The following is a 22,578-nucleotide window of genomic DNA, read 5'->3' as shown; positions in this document are numbered from 1 at the left end:
GTGTCAAATCACTGCCGGAAACCGCGCTGACGTCCATAAATGGCGATCATCGCCAGCAGGGTAGCGCCGAGCACCATGCGGCGCACCGACTCCTGCATCTGCATGGTCGTCAGCAGGCTCGTGATCAGCGTCAGCACCAATGCCCCCGCCATTGTGCCAAAATAACTCCCTTTGCCGCCAGTCAGCAGCGTTCCCCCAACTGCGACGGCTGCAATCGACGGGAAGAGGAAGGGATCGCCAATACGAATATGCACGACGCCGGTATTCCCGACAACCAGAAAACCGCCAAGACCGGCGAGCATTCCGGAGATCGCATAGGCGCCAATAATCATGCCGGTCACATGAATGCCGGAGAGTCGCGCAGTCGTGCGGTTCGTACCGATGGCGAACAGGTGTTTGCCGAAAGCGGTGCGTTCGAGCAGCAGCCACATCAGCGCCGCGAAGACTGCCCAGATCAGAATGGCGCCGGGAATGCCCGCCAGAACCGGACGGGCAATCAGTTGCGTCATGATCGGCGCAACGGCGCCGCTGACATTTCCCTGTGTGATGACCAGGATCAACCCGCTCACCACACCCGCCATACCCAGGGTCATGACCAGTGGCGAGATGGCAAGGAACGCCACGCCAGCGCCGTTGATCAGCCCGATCAACCCGCCAACGACCAGCACAGCCAGCAATGCCGGCAGCACCTGTTCGTTGCTCCCATTGACGATGGTGTACGTCAGGATCGCAGTCAGGGTGACGACTGCGCCTGTCGAAAGATCGATGCCTTCCCCGCCGCTGATAATCACCAGCGTTTGCCCGGCGGCGATAATACCCAGAAAGACCGAGAGGCGCACGATGTTGATGGCTTGTGCGGTTGCGACATCGAGATTGCCGCCGAAGCCGTTGGGCAGGAATCCGCTGAGCAGGAACAGCGCCACCGCCAACAGCACCGCAGCGAGCGGCGGTGAGATCGTCCGTCGCGTCATGAATTTCTCCTGCGCACCAGATTAATGATGCCGGGCATCGCCAGCGCCAGCACAATGATAGCAGCATTCACAAACGTCTGCCACCAGGTGGCGACGTTGGCAAACGAGATGATATTGCGGATCAAACCAAGGATGACCGCGCCAATGATCGGACCGGCAATGCCGCCGGCGCCGCCGCTCAGCGGCGTCCCGCCGATCACCGCAGCCGTGATCGACGAGAGGGTCAGCGGATCACCGACCTGCGCATTGCCGGAGCCGGTGAGCAGCGTCATCGCAATCCCGCCAAACGCTGCCATCAACCCAGAGATGACATAGGTGCTGAACTGCACTGCCCGCACCGGCACGCCCGTTTCATAAGCGGCATCGGCTTTGCAGCCAACGGCGTAGAGATAACGCCCGTAGCGCGTGCGCCGCACGATGCCCCACGCAAGGAGGAACAGCCCAATGACATAGAACGCGAGCGGCAACCAGAGAATGATCGTCTCGCGGTAGAACGCCGTCAGCCGCGATGGCACGCCGCCGCCAGGGTTGGGCAGGATGAAAAGCGCCAGCCCCGCATAGATAAAACTGGTGGCAAACGTCGTAATAATCGGCTGGAGGCGCAGATAGGCGATAAACAGCCCATTCAGCGCACCAGCCCCCATGCCGACCAGCAACGCCATCCCCATCACCATGCCGGCAGTGCTCAGATCGCCGCTCAACCCGATCTGTGTAGCGAGGATCGCGTTGACGATTGAGACAATCGAGCCGACCGAGATGTCGATGCCGCCGCCGATCATCACGATCGCCTGCCCGATAGCGACCAGGATCAGCGGCAGAAAGACGCGCATATTGCTATTCAGCGTCATTGGATCGAGCAGGTTCGGTTGCAGCAGCACATTCGCGGTGAATGCCACGACCAGCAGCAGCAGTGCAAACAGATAGGGATGGCGATAGGTTACCTGCTGCCAGCGCGATGGTTTCATAGCGTCTCCCTGGCAACGACTCCCAGGCTTGCGGCAACGAGATTGGCGGTTGTCAGCGATGCGCCGGCGAGTTCTGCACTGATCTGACCATCGTGCATCACGATCACGCGATCGCTCAGACCGATCAACTCTTCGTCGTCGCTGCTATAGAGGATCACGGTGGTTCCCTCAGCGCACAGGCGAGAGAGCAGGCGATAGAACTCCGCTTTGGCGGCAATATCGACCCCTTTGGTTGGGTCGTCCAGGAGCAGGACACGCGGATTGCGCAGGAGCCATTTGCCGATAACCACTTTCTGTGCGTTGCCGCCCGACAGCGAGCTGACCGGCGCGTCAAGCCCTGCCATTTTCAGATCGAGGCGCGTTGCAATCGCGCCGGCATCCTGGCGCGCGCGTTTCATGCGCAGCGGAAAGCCATAATGGCGCCACGAGGGAACCAGCAGATTTTCCAGGATCGAGCGGATGGAAAGCAACCCTTCACCGGCGCGATCACCCGGAACGAGCGCCACCCCATGGTTCATCGCCTGCCGCGGATGGGTAAAGTGAACTGTTTTGCCTTCGAGCGTGATGCGCCCGCTATATGGCACGCCGCCAAAGATTGCGAGCAGCAAATCGCGCTGCCCCTGCCCCTTCAACCCGCCAATACCGAGGAGTTCTCCCTCACGCACCTGTATGCCGACTCCACGCAGCACGCTGGTGCACAGACCATCGATCTGAAGCACAATCCGCCGCGTCGCCAATTCGTCGGGTAACATGCGATGACGCTCAATCGCGCCACCGGATGTCTCCGGCGTCATCAATGCCACGAGATCGCTCGATGTAGCATCCTTCATCGAACCCTCGCCGACCGTCTGACCGTTGCGCAGCACGGAATAGCGGTCGGCAATCTGTTCGATCTCGGCCATGCGGTGAGAGATAAAGATAATGGCGGTTCCCTGCGTTTTCCATTGCCCGATCAACTCGAACAACCGCTGTACCTGGCGGCTGTCCAGGCTCGCGGTCGCTTCGTCCAGGATCAGGAGGCGCGGATTGACACTGATCGCCTTGAGGATCTCGACGATCTGCCGTTCATCGGGGAGCAACGCAGATACCGGCGTATCCGGTGTCAGATCGGTGCGCAATGTTCCGGCAAAGAGCGACAACAATGCTTCGGTGCGTCGTCGCTCAGCGCGCTGGTCAATCAGACCACCGCGCCGCAATGGCTCGCGGGTGAGCCAGATATTCTCGGCGACGGTCATCTGCGGCACAAGGCTGAGTTCCTGAAAGACGGTCGAGATGCCAGCGTCTTTGGCGGCGTGCGGCGAGTCGAAGCGCACAGCGCGTCCATCGAGGAGCAGTTGCCCTCCATCGGGGGCAACCACTCCGTTGATGACCTTGCTCAGTGTGCTCTTCCCACTGCCGTTCGCTCCGATCAGCGCCAGCGTCTCACCGGCGCTGATTTCCAGGCTAGCATCTGTCAGCGCCTGGATGGCGCCATACCGCTTGGCGACATTGCGAACAGCGAGCAGAGACGGCATGGCGCTACTTCACGAAGAACTGCTGCACTTCCTCGTCGGTCATAATGCCGTCGAGCAGGTAGGTGGCCGGCTTATCCTTGCACACTGTGGTGAACACCTCTTGGAAATTGTCTTTCGTCACAATCACCGGCACCGGAATGACGAACGACAGTCCATTCGCCCCTCCAAGTTTACTCTTGTCCACCTGCTTGCCCTGAAGCATATTGATGGCAATGCGCAGACCGGTTGGCGATACGCCGGGCGGATTGGCGACGGCAATCGTCTCGAAGTTGGGGTCTTCCTTCAGGCGCTGATCCCACAACTGCAAGAACTGGCAGCGCCCCTCGCCGACGAGCACGGGCCACTTCGACGGGTTGGCGGCCATCACCGCCTGCATCGCGCCAATCGCCATGCCATCCTGCGTCCAGTAGCCGTCGAGATTGGGGAACGACGCCAGGAAGTTCGACATCACCTGCTGACCGGTGGCTTCGTCCCACTTGCCGGTTTCACGCCCTAGCACCTTGATATTGGGATACTCCTTCAGCACTTCCTCGACGCCCTCCATGCGCGCAACGTTCGCCGGATGCCCGGGGAAGCCCTCGATCAGCACAATATTTCCCTGTCCGCCAAGCTTCTCCGCCAGCCAGCGGGCTGAAATCTTCGCCCATTCCTTCTGATCGATGCCGACGTTGTAGACGCCGGGGGTGTTCAGTTCCTGATCGACCGAGATGACGATGATCCCCTTGTTGATCGCTTCCTGAAGCGTGTCGTTAAGACCATTGACATCGCTGGGGTTCACCAGGATGGCATCGACCCCTTTGTTAATGAGATTCTGCAATTGCTGGATCTGACCGGCGACATCGGTATCGGCGCTCTCGATCACGAGTTCGTTGGTGATCCCCCGTTCCATGTATTCCTTATTGACCTCGATCAACGACTGGATCATCTGGGTGCGGTATTCGCTGCTGATGAACGGGTTGGAGATGCCGATTGTGAACTTTCTGCCCTCGGGCGCTGGCGCCGTCGTGGGTTGTGGCGCTGGCGCAGCGGTCGGTGCGGTGGTGGTGGGCGTTCCGCCGCATGCCGCAATCAGGGTGGCGAGCATGAGCGTGATCGCAAACAGTGCGAATTGTCGGCGTTTCATTGCCTGTTTCTCCTGTCTGTCACAATGCGAATGCGATGACGTGATGAGGTGAGGACGATGCACGCTGGATTTCGATAGCGCCTCCTCTCTTGTGTGCGCGATGGCTGATATCTGGCTGTGGCATGGTTGCCGGTGCGGTTTCACCCTATGGGAGGGCATCGGACACAGGCGCGCTTCACAGGCGACGCCTCAACGATCTCGCGCGGACCCGACGATACAACTTCTGCGAACCTGTGTGGTGGATTGTAGATCAGAGTGCTGAAACAGGCAAGTGGCGCCGGGGTCTTATGGATCGTTTTTTTGAATCCTTCCGCCACGCAGCGTGTCTAGGCATCCAGCAAGGCGCGAACCCGATGCAGGAGTTCGGTGGGGGTGAACGGCTTCTCGATCACCGGCGCATCGGTGGCGCGATGAGCGTTTTGCTGCGGTTCAACGACATATCCGGTCATAAACAGCACCCGCATCCGGGGTTGGAGGAAGGTCAGACGATCCGCCAGGGCAACACCGCTCGTGTGCGGAATGACGTGATCGCTCAGGAGCAGGTGGATGGTTGCGTCCTGTGCAGCATGGGCAATCGCTTCCTGATCGCTGCTCGCTTCGAGAACGGTATACCCGTGCGCGCGGAGGGTCCGTGCCACCAGCGAACGCACTGCCGGATCGTCCTCGACCAGCATAATGGTTTCCGAGCCGTCGAGACCAGCGCTCTGATCGACGGTTTCGGATGCCTGCGCTCCCTCAACCGAAGCGCGCGGCAGATAGATCGTGACGACCGTACCGCATCCTGGCTCGCTTGCCAGATCGATGGCGCCACCATGACGAGTCACAATACCATAGCAGGTCGCCAGCCCCAAGCCTGTGCCTTCGCCCGGTTTCTTCGTGGTAAAGAACGGCTCGAAGGCGCGCCGGCGCGTCTCTTCATCCATGCCAATGCCGGTGTCGCTGACAGTCAGGCAAACGTACTCTCCGGCCTTGAGGGAAGGATAGCGGCGTTCAAACGCCTCATCAGCCACGACATTGGTTGTTGCAATCGTGAGGGCGCCACCGACAGCCATGGCATCGCGCGCATTGACGGCAAGATTTACCAGCACCTGCTCAATTTGCCCTGGATCGGCGCGCACGTGCCAGAGATCGGGAGCGAGGCGGGTGTGCAGGGTGATGTCCTCGCGGATCAGGCGGCGCAACAGTTTGTGCATGTCCTGAATGAGCGCATTCAAATCAATCGGGCGCGGGTCGAACTTCTGACGATGAGCGAAGGCGAGCAACTGACGGGTCAGCGCCGAGGCGCGCTCGGTAGCATGCTGAATTTCGATCAGTTCCAGCATCGCCGGATGGTCATCCGGGAGCGACTGGCGCGCCAATTCGGTGCATCCGGCGATTACTGCCAGGAGGTTGTTGAAATCGTGTGCGACTCCGCCCGACAACCGACCAAGCGCGTCCATTTTTTGCATCTGGAGCAACCGTTCTTCCAGTTCACGGCGCGCCGTAATATCGCGGGCGATCACAATGGCGGCAGGTGCGCCGTCCTGAACGACGGCTTTGATGTCGCACTCGAACCAGCGCCAGGAACCGCCCGCATGACGATAGCGGAAGGTTGCCGTGGTGCGTTTGCGCAGTGCGATCTCCTGCCAGTATGCCGCGCTGTTGGGCATATCATCAGGATGGAGATCATCAAAGGCGTCATGCCCGATCAATTCCTCAGGAGTTCGCCCCAGCAGGTTGACGGCGGAGGGGCTGACGTACCGGAAACGGTGCTGTTCGTCGAGGATGGCGATCAGATCAGAGGTGTTTTCGGTAATCAGACGATAACGCGCCTCGATCTCACGCAGCGCCTGTTCTGTGCGATACTGCGTCTGGATCGCCCGCCACTGGCGCAGTGCATGCTGCGCGACACGCGGCAGATCGATGAATGCGGCTTCGCTCTTGACGATATAGTCGAGCGCGCCGGCGCGAATTGCTTCCACCGCTACCCGCTCATTGCCATAGCCGGTCATCACAAGAAGGGGCAGCGGGTCTGATGGATCGAGCAATTCCAGCCCGTCCCCGTCGGGTAATCGCCAGTCGCAAATAAGCAAATCGAATCGGAAAGCGTCATCATCCAACAGCGCGCGCGCTTCCCGCAGCGTATGCGCAACCGTCAGATCGAACAGCGACTGCCAGGGTTCAAAGGCGCGCTGGATCAATTCGATGTGCAATTCATCGTCTTCGATGAGCAGCAATCGGACACGCTCGGCGCCGGTCACGGTCGATTCCGAATTTATAGGTGAGCAACGGTATTACGCATCAACCAGTACACCCCAACATCATGCATCAGGTTGCGAAAGTCCTCGAAGCCGAATGGCTTGACCAGATAACTGTTCGCATGCGCATCGTAGGCGCGGGTCACGTCGCGCTCTGCTGAGGATGTGGTCAGCACCACCACCGGAATGCGGCGCAAATCCGCCGACTGTTTGATGTTCATCAAGACGTCGAGACCATCAACGCGCGGCAGGCGCAGATCGAGCAGAATGACGTGCGGACGAGGACTCTGTGCCGGATCGATCCATGCTCCACGGCGGTGCAGGTAATCGAGCGCACTCTCGCCATCGCTGACATGCACAATCTGTGGCGTCCTCTGCTGCTCGTTGAGCGTGCGCCGGATCAGTTCAGCGTGATCGTCGTTATCCTCAACCAGGAGCACCCGGAGCGTCGTGTCGGTCATGGCTCACCTCCTGCACTGGTGTGGCTGCGATGGGGAGCGAGAAGTAGAAGGTAGCGCCACTGCCTGGTCCGCCTGATTCGACCCAGATACGCCCGCCGTGAACTTCGATAATGCGACGAACAATCGTCAGCCCAACGCCTGTGCCTGCGCTACGCGGATCGAGTTTGTTGAACAGTCCGAAGATCTGCTCGTGGTATTTCGGTTCGATCCCGATGCCATTGTCGCGCACGAAGAAGATCGACGAACCCTGCGACTCGCGCAGCACACCGATCGTAATATCGGGCGTATATTGATTATCGCAGAACTTGAGCGCATTATCAACCAGGTTTTGAACCACTTCGACCAGGCGTGTCCGCTCGCCGTACACAACGGGCATCTCAGGAGCGACACTGATGCGCGCCTGTCGTTCGGCGATCCTGCCGACAAGCAATTCGAGCGCCTCCTGCACCACAACATTGAACGGCACGTATTGCGGTGCGGCGCTCACGCGCCCGATCCGCGACAGTTCCAGCAGATCGTTCAACAGGCGCTCCATTTTGTGCACCGCTGCACCGATCCGCCGGATGTCGTCCTGCATCCGTTTCGTGTTGCCTTCCTGTGCGTCGCGTTCCAGATAACCGAGAAATCCCTGGATGGTGATCAGCGGACTCTTCAGGTCGTGCGAGGCGGTGTAGGTGAAACGTTCGAGTTCGGCGTTTTTTTGTTCAAGTTCGGCAATCAGGCGCTCGCGCTCCACTTCGATCTGTTTGCGTTCGGTCACATCGCGCGTGGTGAGGATGGCGCCGGTAAACTGACCGTTCGTGCCATAGAGCGCGCGAATCTCCGACTCGAGCCAGCGGCAGTGATCACTGCGGCCACGATACTCGATGCGCGTGGCGGATGCACCTTCATCCCGTATGCGTTTGAGCGCCATGGTTACGCCCGGTGCATCATCGGGGTGGATCAATACGGAAATGGATGCTCCATTGATGGTTTCGGGAAGATAGCCGAACACGCGCTGCACCGACGGGCTGGCGTAGATAACGGTGAACGCTGCATTCAGTTGCGTGATTGCGTCACCCATATTTTCGGTGATCAACCGAAGTTGCGCTTCGCGCTCCTGGAGCGCCATCTGCGCCCGGCGCTGCTCCGTCACATTACGCGCCAGGATCATGCCGTACCGCACTGCCCCGCTGTCGTCGATCAGCGGAACATAATGATAGTGGTAGATGCGGTCTTCGTAGGGGATCTCCGCTGAGAAGCGGCGACCGCTCAAAACGGCGCGGATGTTTCCTTCGACCTGTGCGGCGAATGCGTGAGGCAGCGCTTCGTAGAGCGTGCGTCCTTCGAGCGCCGCTTTCGAGTAACCGGTTGCAGCGAGTTCCGGTCCTTCACTCAGGACGAATCGCAGATCGTGATCGAAAATCAGCACGGCGCTGTCGGGCAGATTCGCCGCCAGAATGCGGTAACGTTCCTCCGAAGCGCGCAATGCGGCTGCCTGCGCTGCCAGCGTCTTCGCGTGCGCGCGCGCCAGCGCGCGGCTGCGTTGCAGGCTTTCACTCAACAACCGCGCGGCGAATGCCGTCAGTCCCAGAATAAGCGCCAGATCGAACCAGTCGCCCGGTTCGCTTTCGTAGGGAGACCGGGTCCAGCCATACATTTCCGCCGTCACAATCCCGGCGATGACCAGCATGATCACCGCGACCATCCCGATGAATGCGCGGCGGTCGAGCAGGAGGCTGCCGATGACAATGACCGCCGCATAGAGACCGGTGACCGTGTCGTGGGCGCCGCGACCGATCACCTGGAGCGAGGCGGTCAACCCAATGAAAAGACTAAGCAGAAGCGCAATTGATAGACGCAGGCGGCGCGCATACAACAGCAAAAGCGCGATCAAAGCCACCCCAGCGCTGATCAGCAAAGCAATCGTCGAGGTTGAGCGCCCAAGAGCGGCATTGATCGTCGCGGCAATCAGCGCAATTGTCAGACAGACGAGCAGGAGCAGATGCTGGGTCTGCGCGATGCGTGTCTGATCTTCATCATCGAAACGCGGTGGCTGAAACATGCGTACAATCAATGGTTTCATCCTCATATCTGATACCAATGACCTGTGCACATCCGGCATGGTCACCCCGAGCCGCGCGAGGGGTCGTGCGCGACCCGCTGAGATTCCTCGCTGCGCTCGGAATGACCAGTCGCTGCGCTCGGAATGACCAGTCGCTGCGCTCGGAATGACCAGCATGCGGCATCGTCAATCGTCATTAGTATGAAATCATGCATGGAAGATGAAGGCAAGACTTTGAATCAGGTCAGGACCGCGCGGCGCTCGCCGGCATACCGGCGGCGTCGCCATGGTTCGGTCGTGATCGGCGCATATCCCACAAACGCAATGAGCATGACGCGCCCCCACGCTTCGAGACTGATTGGCGCACTGTTGAGAATCTGGCCCATCCACGGCGGACAGGTGAATCCCGGTTGCAACAGGATCATCGTCCCGATGCCGACGAACAGCCAGCGGTTGCTGAACGCGCCGATCTGAAACATCGAGTGCGTGAGCGAACGGCAGTTGAGCAGGCGTCCTCATCACCTCCTCCAGGCTGCGTCTCACCCTCCCAGAATCTCCGCCAGCCGCTGCACCTGCTCAGCCGCTGTCAACGCCAGGACTTCGTCGCCAGCGTGCAGCACGGTGTCCCCGTGGGGCGGAATCAGACGACCCCGCCGGATAATAGCGACAATCACGCACTCGTGCGGCAGATTGAGATCGGTGATGGCGCGTCCCACCGCCAATGAATCGGCGGCGATTTTCTCTTCCACGAGTGAGTAGCGCCCGCGACGCAACTTGAGCAGCGTCATCATATCGCCCAGCGACATCTCTTCGAGAATGAGATGCGCCATCAGATCCGCCTGACTCAGCGCGACATCAACCCCCATTTCGGCGGTAAACATCCATGCGTTCTTCGGATTGTTCACCCGCGCAATCGTGCGCGGCACATGAAACTCGAAGCGCGCCAGACTTGTGACTACCAGGTTGACCTCATCATCGCCGGTAACGGCTGCCACAACATCCGCCTGGCGCGCGCCACATGCCTCCAGCACGGCGGGATCGCTGCCGCTTCCTGCAACAATCGTCTCCGGCGGCAGAGTTTGCGCCAGATGGTCGCGCGCAGTGGCGCGCGGTTCGACGACGCATACCCGGTGATCGCTGGCGATCAGCAGACCTGCCAGATGCGCGCCAACCTTCCCGCCGCCGACAATGATCACAAACATAGGTTCAGACTCCCAACAGCGCCTTCAGACGTTCGGTTGAGGTTGCCAGCACGGCGACGTGCAGCAGATCGCCCGCCTGCAACTGCGTCTCCGGTGTTGGCAGGAAACAGCGCCCGCCGCGACTGATCGCCACCGGATGCACTTCGCCTGGCACGGTGAGGCTGGCAAGCGAACGTCCCGCCATCATCGGCGGCGTTTCGACATCAACAAGGTTGACCGACGCTCCAAGGCTGACAATCGGCTCGAACCAGGAATAACTGATGAGTTCGGCGACACGGTGGATGCCCCACTCCGTTGTTGAAATGGTCAGGATGCCCAGGCGCCGATAAATCTCGGCTTTGCGCGGATCGTAGAGGCGGGCGACGACGCGCGGCACGCGGAAGAACCGCCGCGCCGCCCGCGCAGTTACCACATTGGTTTCATCGCTGGACGTCACTGCTGCCAGCGCATCGACACGCGCGATCCCGGCACGCAACAGTACATCGCGGTCGAAGCCGTGCCCGGTGATTGTCTGACCGCCAAATCGTTCGCCCAAAGCCGCAAACGCCGCCGGATCACGATCGATGATGGTCACTTCGTGCTGACTGCGGGTAAGATTCAACGCCAGCCCGGCGCCCATTCGTCCGCATCCTACGATGATCACACGCATGATGCGCCTCCTTCAGGTGACCGTCACTTTCGCCGGGCGATCACCAGTTTGCGCAGTTCATCGACTAGTAGCAATGCTGGCGCCCAGAGCGCGAGAACGATCCAGTTGACGGGGTTGAACGCCGCCGTCCCAATGACATCCTGCAAAAACGGCACATACACAATCGCCACGATCAGGATCACTTCTGTAGCGATGCCGATCCAGATCAACCGGTTTCCCATTAGAGGCAGGCGCAGAACCGAAAGGCGCTCGCTTCGCTGCGCAAACAGGTTGCCGATCTGTGTCGTCACCACTGCCGCCAGCGCCATTGCCGTCGCCGAACGGTACAACGGACCGTCTGCCGGAAGGTCGAGCCACTGCCCCCAGTACCCATTCGTCCAGTACTGGTAGTAGAATGCCGCCATTGCTGCCAGGCTCTGCACCGGTCCAAGCCAGAGATAGGCGCGGCGCAGCATAGCGCCGGTGACCACATGTTCCTTCAAACTACGCGGCGGACGCTCCATGATACCGGGTTCGGGCGGTTCGGCGCCGAGCGCCAGCGCCGGAACGATGTCGGTTCCCAGATCAATCGACAGAATATGCATAACGTTCAGCGCAATCGGGATACGCCCGCCGCTGAAGGCGAACAGCACGAATGGAACCGCCTCGGGAGTGTTGCTGGTAAAGATGTAGGTGGCGAATTTTTTGATATTGGCGTAGACTGCGCGTCCTTCTTCGACAGCGCTGACAATCGAGGCGAAATTGTCGTCGGTCAGAATGATGTCCGCCGCTTCCCGCGCGACGTCGGTTCCCGCGCGCCCCATCGCCACGCCAATATCCGCCTGTTTGAGCGCCGGAGCGTCGTTGACGCCATCACCCGTCACAGCGACGACATGCCCCTGTGCGCGCAGCGCGCTGACGACGCGCAGTTTGTGCTCTGGCGCGACGCGCGCGAAGAGCACTTCATCAGTCAGTGCGTCGTGAAGCGCCGCGTCATCCATGCTGTCCAATTCAGCGCCGGTCACAATACGCGGCTGCGCGCCACGGATGATGCCGATGCGCCGGGCGATGCTTTCTGCCGTCAGTCCATAATCGCCGGTGATCATGATAATACGAATCCCGGCGGCATGACACGTCGCCACCGCTGATTCGACTTCTGGACGTGGCGGATCCATCATTGCGATCAGACCGAGGAATGTCAGATCACGTTCGATATGCTCAGCCTCGAACGAGGCGGGCATAGCATTCAGCAAACGTTGCGCAACTGCCAGCACGCGCAACCCGGCGCGCGCATACTGATCGTTGGCTGCGAGGATGTCTGCGCGCTGCGTTTCGTCGAGCGGCTGAATGGAATTGCCGACAGCAAAGGATGTACAGAGCGCCAGCGTTTCTTTGGGCGCGCCCTTGACATATGCTACGAACCCGGCGGATCGATGCGCTGCGACCTGTGGTTGCAATCGGCAGACGACGCTCATCCGTTTGCGGCGCGACTCGAACGGCAACTCACGAATGCGCGGTATCTGTTGCGCTTCGGCGTCGTTGTCGATACCCGCTTTGCGCGCCGCCACCAGCAGCGCCGCCTCGGTTGGGTCGCCCAGGATGCTCCACCGTTCACCGTTGTTGGAATGTCCCTGGTCTTCTGGCGTCATCGTATGTGGCGGAATGAGACGGGCGTCGTTGCAGAGCGTAGCCGCCAGCAGCAAACGGCGCAGCTCGGGATCATCGGCCGGTCGTTCCAGCAGCGCGCCACACTCACTGAACGATCCTTCCGGCGCATATCCGACGCCGCTGACCGAAATCTGTCGCCCGCCGACCCAGATCTCGCGCACGGTCATCTCGTTCTGCGTCAGGGTGCCGGTTTTGTCGGTACAGATGACAGTTGTGCATCCAAGCGTCTCGACGGCGGAGAGACGTTTCACCAGCGCGTTGCGCCGCGCCATACGCTGCGTACCCAGCGCCAGCGCCAGCGTCACGGTCGGCAGCAATCCTTCGGGAACAAAGGCGACGATCATGCCCAGGGCGAAGATAAAGCCATTCGCCAGATCGATCCCTGCGATGGCGACTGCCAGCACGAAGAAGAACAAACCGACACCGACGGCAATCGCGCTGACCACACGGGTCAGGCGCTCCATTTCGCGCTGCAAGGGGCTGAGTTCATCGCCGACGCTCAGGGTCAGGCGGGCAATCTCGCCAAACGCGGTGCGCATACCGGTGGCGAACACGACGGCTTCCGCCGTGCCGGATGTCACACTCGTGCCGGCAAACACCAGGTTTGGCAATTCAGCGTGTGAAAGACCGATACCGCTGATCGGATCGGCAGTTTTGCGCACCGGATGCGACTCACCGCTCAACGCCGACTGATCGACGCGCAGTTCTGTTTCGCGCACCAGGCGCGCATCGGCTGAAATGTGGTCGCCTTCGGCGAGCAACAGCACATCACCGGGAACCAAATGCTCTGCCGGAATGCGCATCTCTGCGCCAGCGCGACGCACCCGCGCATACGACGGCAGCATGCGGCGGAGCGCGGCGGTCGCCTGTTCGGCTTTATACTCCTGCCAGAAACTGAACAACCCATTAATAATATTGACAAGCCAGATAGCAATGCCCAGCGTCGGCGTTTGCGCCACAAATGCAACGCCTCCGCCAATCCAGAGCAGCCATGCCATCAGATGCGTGAAATGCGCCAGCAGGGCGCGGATCAGCGGTTTGCGCGGCGGTTCGTGCAGGACGTTGAGACCATACTGCGCCAGGCGTTCACGCGCCTCGTCCGGGGTCAATCCCTGAGGGTTCGAGTCGAGTGCTGCAAAGACCTGACTGGTTGGCAGCTCATGTATCGCTATCGTTTGCATGTCCGGGGGACAGTATAGACGAGAAGGGAGGTGGGCGCTATGAGAATGAATGTGCGTGGAGATAAATGCGGGCTTGCGCAGAGTGAGACGGACTCAGACATGTCGAGCAAGGCGCACATTCGACCCGGCGCACACTTCAAGGGTGGCGTTCTTCCAGAGCGCCATTTGCGGGCGCGCCGCTGACGCGCCCTTTTTGGTTCAATAGTTCACCCGCAAATCCATTCCGGCGTAGAGGTGCGCCACCTGATCGGCATAGCCGTTGAACAGCAACGTTGGGCGGCGCTCGAACTCACCGATGCGTCGTTCAGTCGCCTGCGACCAGCGCGGGTGCGGCACATTGGGGTTGACGTTGGCGTAGAACCCATATTCGTGCGGCGCGGCTGCCATCCACAATGATGTTGGTTGTTCGGCGACCAGATCGATGGCAACTATCGACTTAATGCTCTTAAACCCGTACTTCCACGGAACGACGAGACGGAGCGGCGCGCCGTTCTGCGGCAGAAGCACATTACCGTACAATCCTGTGCTGAGGATGGTCAGATCGTGCATGGCTTCGTCGAGGCGCAATCCTTCGACATAGGGCCATGCGTACCAGCGGTCGCGCTGACCCGGCATCTGATCCGGGTCGTAGAGCGTCTCAAAGCGCACATAGCGCGCATTCGCCATTGGCTCGACATCTGCCAGCAGTTTGTGTAATGGGAAACCGAGCCATGGGATAACCATCGACCACCCCTCGACGCAACGCAGGCGGTAAATGCGCTCTTCCGACGGGTAGCGCTTCAGAAGGTCTTCAATGGCAATGGTCTGCGGTTTGTGCACCAGCCCACCGATGCTGACCGTCCACGGCGAAGTGCGGAAGTTGCGCGCTAGGTGCGCCACACCCTCCTTTTGCGTGGTGAATTCATAGAAATTGTTGTACGTGGTGATCTGCTCATAGGTGTTGAGCGGATCACCACGCTCATCAGTCTGTCGGGAGACCGGTCCTGGTGTGAGCGCCGGCGTCTGGTTCGCCGTGTCGCCGCAGGCCGCAACGCCCAACCCTGCGAGCGTCAGCGCGCCGATTCCGCGCAGAAACCGGCGCCGTGAGCGGTAGATATGTTCGGGTGTAATTTCGGAAGATGGTATCTTGTGCATTTCCGTTCCCATCGCACGAACTGTCTGCCGGTTTGATTATTATCGTCTAAATGGACTCTACGCACTGAAACCCAAAACGGTCGGGTCACTCTTTGTGGGTTGGAAAACTCACCTTGTAAAGGGCGATTGAGTGGGCGAAGGTGCTGCCTTCGCTCACCCAGCGCAGGCTTCAGCCTGCTACAAAGGCAAAAGAGCCGTCGAGCGACTCGTTCGTGAGGCGGCTGCATCACTCTCGTCAGAGATTGGCTCTAGACATCATCGCCGTACAGCGGCGTGCTCAGATAGCGTTCACCATTCGATGCAGAGATGAAAACGATCAGTTTACCGGCATTTTCGGAACGGCGAGCAATCTCCAGCGCCGCATACGCCGCCGCGCCAGAACTGATGCCGACCATCAGCCCTTCTTCGCGTGCCAGGCGACGCGCCATCTCAAAAGCGTGCTCATTCGACACGCGAAAGACCTCGTCATAGGCGTTGGTATTGAGCACATCGGGCACAAACCCTGCGCCAATTCCCTGAATCTTGTGCGGACCGGGCTTGCCCCCCGACAGCACCGGCGACGCTTCAGGTTCCACGGCAACGACATAGAATGACGGCTTGCGCGGCTTGATCACCTCCGATACACCGGTCAGCGTTCCGCCGGTGCCGACGCCAGAGACCAGAATGTCGATCTGCCCATCGGTGTCGCGCCACAGTTCCTCGGCAGTCGTGCGGCGGTGGATTTCGGGGTTGGCAGGATTCTTGAACTGCTGTGGAATCCAGGCGTTCGGTAATTCCGCGGCGATGGCTTCCGCCTGCGCAATCGCGCCCCGCATACCCTCGGCGCCAGGCGTCAGCACCAACTCGGCGCCAAAGCCACGCAACAGTTTGCGCCGTTCGATGCTCATCGTCTCGGGCATGGTCAGAATGACCTTATATCCTTTCGCCGCCGCCACGAACGCCAGCCCGATGCCGGTGTTGCCACTCGTCGGCTCGACGATCACCGTCTCGCCGGGACGGATGATGCCGTCGCGCTCGGCGGCTTCGATCATCGCCAGCCCGATGCGGTCTTTGACGCTGCCGGCCGGGTTGAACCATTCGAGTTTGGCGACCACCGTGGCGTGGGTATCATTCACCCGGTTCAGGCGCACAAGCGGTGTGTTGCCTACTAGTTCGGTAATGCTGCCATAGATGCGCATGGGTTCCTCTTTCATTTGTTGCTTTTGTTGCGTAACATTAGGAGTATACGCCCCATAATCGCGCCCGTCAAGGGGAATCGGAGGGCGGGAGCCATCGGGCTAAAGGTCTGGCTGCGATCGTGCAAGCCTCTCCGGGGCTGGTGGGCGTTTGTCCGCGCGTATGCCGCCGGTCGGGATTGCGGCATTGGCGGCGAGGAGGTCAGGGGTCACCCCGTGGCGCCTGACACATCATGCACGCCCCCGGATACGAAAGCACCAGTGTACAATCCGTGCTATAATACTGAAGAATGGTTATCCATCGCGCCGGTGCATCCGGCGCGCGCGATTCTGAAAGGGCTTCGTGTGACCACCGGTCCATCATCACAGGCGATCCAGTTGACCTGTCCATCATGTCGTGCATCATTGCGCGCGTCTGTTGTCACGATTGTCGATGCGCAGCACCCCGAACTGAAAGCGCGTCTGATCGCCGGGCAATTGAACCTGGCCATGTGCCCGAACTGCGGCATGGCGATCATGATCAGCGCACCGTTGTTCTACCACGATGCCGCCAAACAACTGGCGCTCGTGCATATTCCGCAGCAACTCAACACCCGCCAGGAAGAGCAGGAACGTTTCATCGGCGATGCCACGTCGCTCATCATGCGCACCCTGCCACCCAACGCGCCGCGTGGCTATTTGCTTGCGCCACGCCGCTTTCTAACACTTAACTCGCTGATCGATGCCGTCCTCGAGGCGGATGGCGTATCGCGCGAGACAATTGAAGCACAGCGTCAACGTGTCGATTTGATCGGTCGTCTTGCCGAAGCCGCCGAACGCGGCGACGATGCGCTTGCCGCGCTTGTCAACCAGCGCCGCAGCGAGATCAACGATGAGTTTTTCGCCACGCTCGATACCTTTATCGCTGCCAGTCGACAGGTCGGGCGCAACGATTCGGCGCAACTGCTGCTGGCGCTGCGTCATCGCCTTGCGGAACTGATCGGTTTCACCGGCACGGGCGACGAGACATTGAGCGAGATGCCTGATGTGGCAACAACGGAGGCGGTTGAGCGGTTGATTGCCGCCAGCGACGATGACCTGGAAGGAGTGATCGCCGAATTGCGCCCGGTCATCGACTATAGTTTCTTCGAGGAATGGACGTCGCGCATCGAGCAGGCGGAGCAGGCTGGCGATCATGCGACAGCAGAGCGCCTGACAGCCCGGCGCAGCGTTATTCTCGAAACGGTCGAGCGGATGGATCGTGAGGCGCAGGCATTGTTCGACGCTGGGGCGAACCTGTTGCGCGCGGCGCTCGATGCGGCGGCGCCAGAGCGTGTGCTGCGCGAACGCAGCGATCAGATCAACGAAGCATTCATGCTGGTGTTGCAGTCGAATCTGGCGGCGGCAGAACGCAGTGGGCAGGTTCAACTGGCGGAACGCTTGCGCGCCATTGAACACCTGGCAACCAGCATCGTCGAGGAATCGTTATCGCCCGAAGATCGGTTCATCAGCCAGTTGCTCCAGGCGGAGACGCCGCAGAGCGCCGCACAACTGCTGCGCCAGAATCCAGCGATGATTACGCCTGCCTTTGTCAAACACCTGAACGAACTTGCGGATCAGATGGACCAGAACGGGCGCAAGCCTGCGGGGGATCGCCTGCGTCAGTTGGCACGCGAAGCCAGCGTGATGCTATTTTGATTGTGGCGTGGGTGCGCCGGTTTCGATCTGCTGGCGCGCCTGACGCATTAACTGCTCGAGCCTGGCGTTGACAATCTCCTGCCATTCGGCTGCCTCGTGATCTTCGAGCGCTCCGCCGCCGTACTTCAGCTCCATCGCCATATCCCACCCTTTGCGCTGTGCAAAACGCTCCAACTGCTCGCGTCGCTCCGGTGTCCAGCGTTCAATATAGCGCTGGAATGCGCGCACCAGTTTTCCAGATCCATCGGGGTTGAGCGCAGGAAGGGCAAATGTGTCGTGTCCTTTGTGAGTGGTATCAGGATTTTTTGCTGAAGTAAAGTAGATTACCATGCACGTCCGACAGCAACGGTACTCGCCAGCTCCGTTGAAATCGGCAGGATTGCTGGCAATTGCACCGATGAGCATACGATCAGTAATGGTCATGGCAATGTTCCTGAACGGAGCAGTGTCGTAGCTACCTTTGCATAGGATAGCATAAAAGAGCCATGTTGTACATTCCTTTATTGTGGGTAACTGTTCATGCTCTTCCTTGGCGTGCAGGCGCGATGTGCGGCGCCCCGGGGCGGCGGGGCGCCGGGCGTTGGCGCGTGCTGAGACCATTCCGCCGCCGCTTTTCCTTTTCGGGGGCTGCCCCCGAACCGCCGTTTTGGGCGACCGGCGGCATTGCTTCCCCCAACCGTTGTGGGTGGATGCTCACGCTTTGCACAGGAGTGCAGGCTCATGCCCACACGTCATATGCCCCGGGGCAGCGGGACGCTATCCACCAGCGCCTGTCGCAGCCATGACATCACCGCTGCGTCAATTTCGGGGATTTGCCCCAATCGCCGCTTCAGGCGGCAGCACCGGCGTTGACCTCAACGGTAAAGTGGTTATACGAATGACCTGTGACCATCCGGCATGGTCACCCCGAGCAGCGCGAGGGGTCGTGCGCGACCCGCGCCGATTCCGCGCTGCGTTTACCCTGAGCGAAGCGAAGGGCTCGGAATGACACGAATGCCGCATCTTCAATCGTCATTGGTATTATACTAGGAATGCCCGGGTGCGGCAGGATGTGTCGCTGCCTCGCCCGAGCGTTGCAGGATCGTCATCATCGCTTGGACCTGGCGCTGCCATCCGGCGCCACACCAGGGAGGTTCATCTTGAAAATCCTCGTTACCGGCGGCGCTGGCTATATTGGCAGTATTTGCGCCGCAGAACTCCTTGCCGCAGGCCACGAGGTTGTGGTCTTCGACAATCTCTATCAGGGTCATCGGGAAGCCGTTCCCGCCGATGCCGCCTTCGTCGAAGGCGATCTGCGCGACTCCGATGCAGTTGTGCGCCTGTTTCAGCAGCACCGTGGCTTCGATGGCATCATGCACTTTGCGTCGTTTACATTGGTTGGCGAAAGCATGCAACAGCCGCTCAAGTATCTGCGCGACAATCTGGTTGCAGCAGCAAATCTGCTGGAACATGCCGTCGCCAACGGCGTCGGACGCTTCATTCTCTCTTCCACTGCCAATCTGTTCGACGACCCGGTCATCATTCCGATCGATGCGGATGAGCGTATTGTGCCGGGTTCGCCCTACGGCGAATCGAAATATTTCATCGAACGAATGCTCTTCTGGTTTGAACGGATCTATGGTCTGAAATACGCATGCCTGCGCTACTTCAACGCGGCAGGCGGCACTCCCGACCGCGGCGAACACCACGAACCGGAACTGCACCTGATCCCGATTGTGTTGCAGGTGGCGCTCGGTCAGCGCGAGAAAGTGGTCATCTTCGGCAACGATTACCCAACGAAAGATGGCACCTGTGTGCGCGATTACATCCACGTCCTCGATCTGGCGCAGGCGCACATTCTGGCGCTCGAGGCGCTTGATCGCCTGGGCAGCCGCAAGTATAACCTGGGCAATGGCAATGGGTTCACCAATCTCGAAGTCGTCGAGACTGCCCGGCAGGTGACCGGTCATCCCATCCCCTACGAGTTTGGTCCGCGTCGACCCGGCGATCCGGCAGTGCTGATCGCGTCGTCCGAGACGATCCGCCGCGAACTTGGGTGGACTCCTCGCTTTCCGGACCTGGAGCAGATCATTGGCAGCGCCTGGGAATGGCATCGCCGCCATCCGCACGGGTATCGTCGGCAGGGGTAATACCAATTGCCTGTGAACATCCGGCATGGTCACCCCGCGCAGCGCGCGGGGTCGTGCGCGACCCGCTTCGATTCCTCGCTGCGCTCGGAATGACAAGTCGCTACGCTCGGAATGACAAGTCGCTGCGCTCGGAATGACAAGTCGCTGCGCGCGGCATGACACGCATGCGGCATCTTCAATCGTCATTGGTATAAGGATGCTTCGTACCCTCGTAGGGCGACCCATCGGGTCGTCCCTGCCGTCTCCCGGTTCAAGAGCGGACCGCACGCATGAGACGAGCGGGCGTGCATGGTGCTGGGATGCGCCGTTTGCCCCTCACCCCCTGCCCCTCTCCCGCATGCGGGAGAGGGGAGATCAGCGCTGTGCCCGCGGCTGTTCCTCACCGGGTCGCCCCTGCCGTCCCCCACCAGGTCGTCCCTGCCGTCTCCCAACGTTCCCACACGTGTGGGTGCGCCTGAGCACCTGCACTCTAACCAAACTTCAACGTTGATTTTGCGAGGGGCTGCGTTATACTACATGCAGAGAGATGCTGCACCCTCTCTGTTGCAGATGTCCGCTCCCTCCTCGCTTGCCCCGTCTGCGACAGGGTGTACGCCTGAACCGGGGCATATCCACTGGTTCCGTTCTGCCCGGTTTTCGCGCCTCCGTGCTTTCGCGCAGCCCGTGTCGGCGCAGGCTTATTCAATGATTCGTAACAACCGGCTCTGACGACTCGGAACCTCACGAAAAGAGTGCGTATGACTTCTTCCAACCATGTTGCTGCACATCGCTCCCGGCGAGCCGGACGTGACAGACCTGGCTGGCAGAGGTACCGCCGCGCGCTGGATTTGTTGCAGCGTCAGGAATGGGATGTTGCGCTCAGTCTGCTTGCCGAGGCGGAGGTGGTCTTTCGGACAACGAACGATGCCGATGGGCAGTGGCGAGCGCTGGCAGCGCAGGCGGAGATTCATCTGTCGCAGGGACACGCGCATCTGGCGATGGCGCGCGCGCTCGCCGCACTGACCATCATCGAGCAGCTGGACGACCCGCGCGCATGCGGACTGATGGCGTGGCGCGCGGCGCTCATCGCGTTGCAGCATGGCGATTATCGCGCGGCCGGCGCGTATCTGCAACGCGCCCAATTGTGTCTCGATATGGCGGATGCTGCTCCACCTGGCGGGTTGCTGGCGGCGACGGCGCAACTCTGCGCCGAAGTCGTGCGCTGGCAGCAGGTGATGGCTCAGGGGCGCATCGACCGCGCTGAGGGAGAAGCAGCCATTCGTGACGTTCGTGCCGAACTCATGCGTCACCTGCTTGCCATTCACGAGTATATCGCTGAACATTGTCAGTCCGCGCCCGAAGCGTGGATATGGATCAATGTTGATCTGCCGCCGCCACCGCCGATGCTGACCGATCACTCGCCGTCGTTGTTGCAGCGTTTTCTTGCCTGGTGGCGCTCCATTCTCGCGCCTCATGCCCTGCCAAACCGTTCCGCTGCGCCTCACCTGCTCGTTGATGATCCGCTCCTGATTGAAGAACCGCCTGCAAAGGCGGAGCATGCTGTGAATGCGTGCGACGCGCCGATAACCGATGCTCCAGTGGAGGAATCGGCGCGTGCAAGCGAAACATCACTATCCGCCGATGCTCCAGAGGACGAAACGCCGCGCGCGACAGCGGCATCAGACGTGTCGGCGACGCCTGAAGCGACATCGCCCGTGAGAGGGTTGACGGTGTACACCTTTGGGACATTGCGCGTCTACTACAACGATACCCTGATCGATCAGTGGGAGGGGGTGCGTTCGCGGTCACTGTTTCGTTTTTTGATCGCCAATCGTCACGCGCCAATCTCGAAAGAGCGCCTTGCCGAATTGTTCTGGCCCGATTCAGAACCGGAACTGGCGCGCCGCAGTCTTCACCAGGCAGTCTACTGTCTGCGTCAGACATTCAAGCGCGTGATAGGAGATGTTCCGGTGGTGCTGTTTATCAACGATTGTTATCGGCTTGCGCCTGATGTGCCGCTCTGGGTTGACTCTGATGCGTTCGAGGAAGCGATTGCTGCGGCGCGTTCCGCCTGGAGCCGCGGGGATATGGGCGGTGCAATCCGGGAGTATGGTCGTGCCATTGATCTGTATCAGGGTGACTACATGGCGGAAGAACGCTACGAGGACTGGGTTGAAGAGCGGCGGATCGTCTTCCAGTCGGCGTATCTGGAAGCGCTCCACCAGTTGGCGCGGACATATCAGGAACGAAAAGATTACCCTATGGCAATCATGCTCAGCCAGCGGGCGCTTTCCGTTGATAGTTGTGATGAAGACGCGCATCGGGTGCTCATCGGTTGCTACGCCGCGCAAGGGCTGCGCCACCTGGCAATGCGCCAGTACCAGGCATGCGCCACAGCCTTGAGAAGTCAGTTGGGGCTGAGTCCATCGGACGAACTGGAAGATTTCGTTCGCCGGGTGATCGAGAAGACGGAGTGATTGCTATTTTGCC

The 22,578-nt window shown here is 60.2% G+C and carries 17 protein-coding genes; 3 read left to right on the top strand and 14 right to left on the bottom strand.

Translation table 11 applies throughout. The annotated features are described in order from the left end of the window. Nucleotides 1-8 precede the first annotated feature (8 nt). From RCAS_RS13755 to cysK, 13 genes are all read right to left on the bottom strand, one after another. A complete protein-coding gene (locus tag RCAS_RS13755) occupies nucleotides 9-971 on the bottom strand; it encodes an ABC transporter permease (RefSeq protein WP_012121164.1) in 963 nt (320 codons plus the stop codon). Next, nucleotides 968-1,936: an ABC transporter permease gene (locus tag RCAS_RS13750; RefSeq protein ID WP_012121163.1), complete on the bottom strand. Its 969-nt coding sequence runs from the start codon at nucleotides 1,934-1,936 to the stop codon at nucleotides 968-970. Before RCAS_RS13750 ends, RCAS_RS13755 begins: the two co-directional genes overlap by 4 nt. Then, the gene (locus RCAS_RS13745) at nucleotides 1,933-3,450 is read right to left on the bottom strand and encodes a sugar ABC transporter ATP-binding protein (RefSeq protein WP_012121162.1); all 1,518 of its coding nucleotides are present in this window, start codon (nucleotides 3,448-3,450) and stop codon (nucleotides 1,933-1,935) included. Before RCAS_RS13745 ends, RCAS_RS13750 begins: the two co-directional genes overlap by 4 nt. Nucleotides 3,451-3,454: 4 nt before the next feature. Continuing rightward, entirely contained in the window at nucleotides 3,455-4,573 is a 1,119-nt protein-coding gene (locus RCAS_RS13740; RefSeq protein WP_012121161.1) for a substrate-binding domain-containing protein, read from the bottom strand. 326 nt (nucleotides 4,574-4,899) lie between these two features. Continuing rightward, complete coding sequence (locus RCAS_RS13735) at nucleotides 4,900-6,813, bottom strand: response regulator (protein WP_012121160.1); 1,914 nt, start codon at nucleotides 6,811-6,813, stop codon at nucleotides 4,900-4,902. A gap of 14 nt (nucleotides 6,814-6,827) precedes the next feature. Then, entirely contained in the window at nucleotides 6,828-7,271 is a 444-nt protein-coding gene (locus RCAS_RS13730) for a response regulator (RefSeq protein WP_012121159.1), read from the bottom strand. Beyond that, nucleotides 7,237-9,315, bottom strand: coding sequence for a sensor histidine kinase (locus tag RCAS_RS13725; RefSeq protein WP_232280020.1), 2,079 nt, complete (start codon nucleotides 9,313-9,315; stop codon nucleotides 7,237-7,239). The genes RCAS_RS13730 and RCAS_RS13725 overlap by 35 nt, the downstream gene beginning before the upstream one ends. A gap of 239 nt (nucleotides 9,316-9,554) precedes the next feature. After that, nucleotides 9,555-9,824, bottom strand: a complete 270-nt coding sequence (locus tag RCAS_RS13720; RefSeq protein ID WP_269634022.1) for a cation transporting ATPase C-terminal domain-containing protein — start codon at nucleotides 9,822-9,824, stop codon at nucleotides 9,555-9,557. A 30-nt stretch (nucleotides 9,825-9,854) separates the two neighbouring features. Then, entirely contained in the window at nucleotides 9,855-10,517 is a 663-nt protein-coding gene (locus RCAS_RS13715; protein ID WP_012121157.1) for a potassium channel family protein, read from the bottom strand. A 4-nt stretch (nucleotides 10,518-10,521) separates the two neighbouring features. Then, on the bottom strand, nucleotides 10,522-11,166 hold the full coding sequence (locus tag RCAS_RS13710) for a potassium channel family protein (protein WP_012121156.1): 645 nt from the start codon (nucleotides 11,164-11,166) through the stop codon (nucleotides 10,522-10,524). Between the two features lie 23 nt (nucleotides 11,167-11,189). Beyond that, nucleotides 11,190-13,994: a cation-translocating P-type ATPase gene (locus RCAS_RS13705; RefSeq protein WP_012121155.1), complete on the bottom strand. Its 2,805-nt coding sequence runs from the start codon at nucleotides 13,992-13,994 to the stop codon at nucleotides 11,190-11,192. A gap of 198 nt (nucleotides 13,995-14,192) precedes the next feature. After that, a complete protein-coding gene (gene msrP / locus RCAS_RS13700; protein WP_012121154.1) occupies nucleotides 14,193-15,128 on the bottom strand; it encodes a protein-methionine-sulfoxide reductase catalytic subunit MsrP in 936 nt (311 codons plus the stop codon). Nucleotides 15,129-15,376: 248 nt separating this feature from the next. Continuing rightward, nucleotides 15,377-16,306: a cysteine synthase A gene (gene cysK, locus RCAS_RS13695; RefSeq protein WP_012121153.1), complete on the bottom strand. Its 930-nt coding sequence runs from the start codon at nucleotides 16,304-16,306 to the stop codon at nucleotides 15,377-15,379. A 258-nt stretch (nucleotides 16,307-16,564) separates the two neighbouring features. Here cysK and RCAS_RS13690 point away from each other — a divergent pair, with 258 nt between their 5' ends. Next, complete coding sequence (locus RCAS_RS13690; protein ID WP_232280019.1) at nucleotides 16,565-17,980, top strand: CpXC domain-containing protein; 1,416 nt, start codon at nucleotides 16,565-16,567, stop codon at nucleotides 17,978-17,980. Here the strand turns inward: RCAS_RS13690 and RCAS_RS13685 are convergent. Continuing rightward, nucleotides 17,972-18,403 carry a hypothetical protein gene (locus tag RCAS_RS13685; protein ID WP_012121151.1) on the bottom strand — a complete coding sequence of 144 codons (432 nt, stop codon included), beginning with the start codon at nucleotides 18,401-18,403 and terminating at the stop codon, nucleotides 17,972-17,974. The two genes, RCAS_RS13690 and RCAS_RS13685, sit on opposite strands and share 9 nt — an antisense overlap. Before the next feature lie 716 nt (nucleotides 18,404-19,119). Between RCAS_RS13685 and galE the strand changes: the two genes are divergently transcribed. Together galE and RCAS_RS13675 are read left to right on the top strand one after the other, a co-directional pair. Next, the gene (galE, locus tag RCAS_RS13680; RefSeq protein WP_012121150.1) at nucleotides 19,120-20,109 is read left to right on the top strand and encodes a UDP-glucose 4-epimerase GalE; all 990 of its coding nucleotides are present in this window, start codon (nucleotides 19,120-19,122) and stop codon (nucleotides 20,107-20,109) included. A 737-nt stretch (nucleotides 20,110-20,846) separates the two neighbouring features. Then, on the top strand, nucleotides 20,847-22,565 hold the full coding sequence (locus RCAS_RS13675; protein WP_012121149.1) for an AfsR/SARP family transcriptional regulator: 1,719 nt from the start codon (nucleotides 20,847-20,849) through the stop codon (nucleotides 22,563-22,565). The last annotated feature ends 13 nt before the right edge of the window (nucleotides 22,566-22,578 follow it).

This window comes from Roseiflexus castenholzii DSM 13941 (assembly GCF_000017805.1).
Taxonomy (GTDB): domain Bacteria; phylum Chloroflexota; class Chloroflexia; order Chloroflexales; family Roseiflexaceae; genus Roseiflexus; species Roseiflexus castenholzii.
This window is presented reverse-complemented; position numbering and strand designations above follow the sequence as displayed.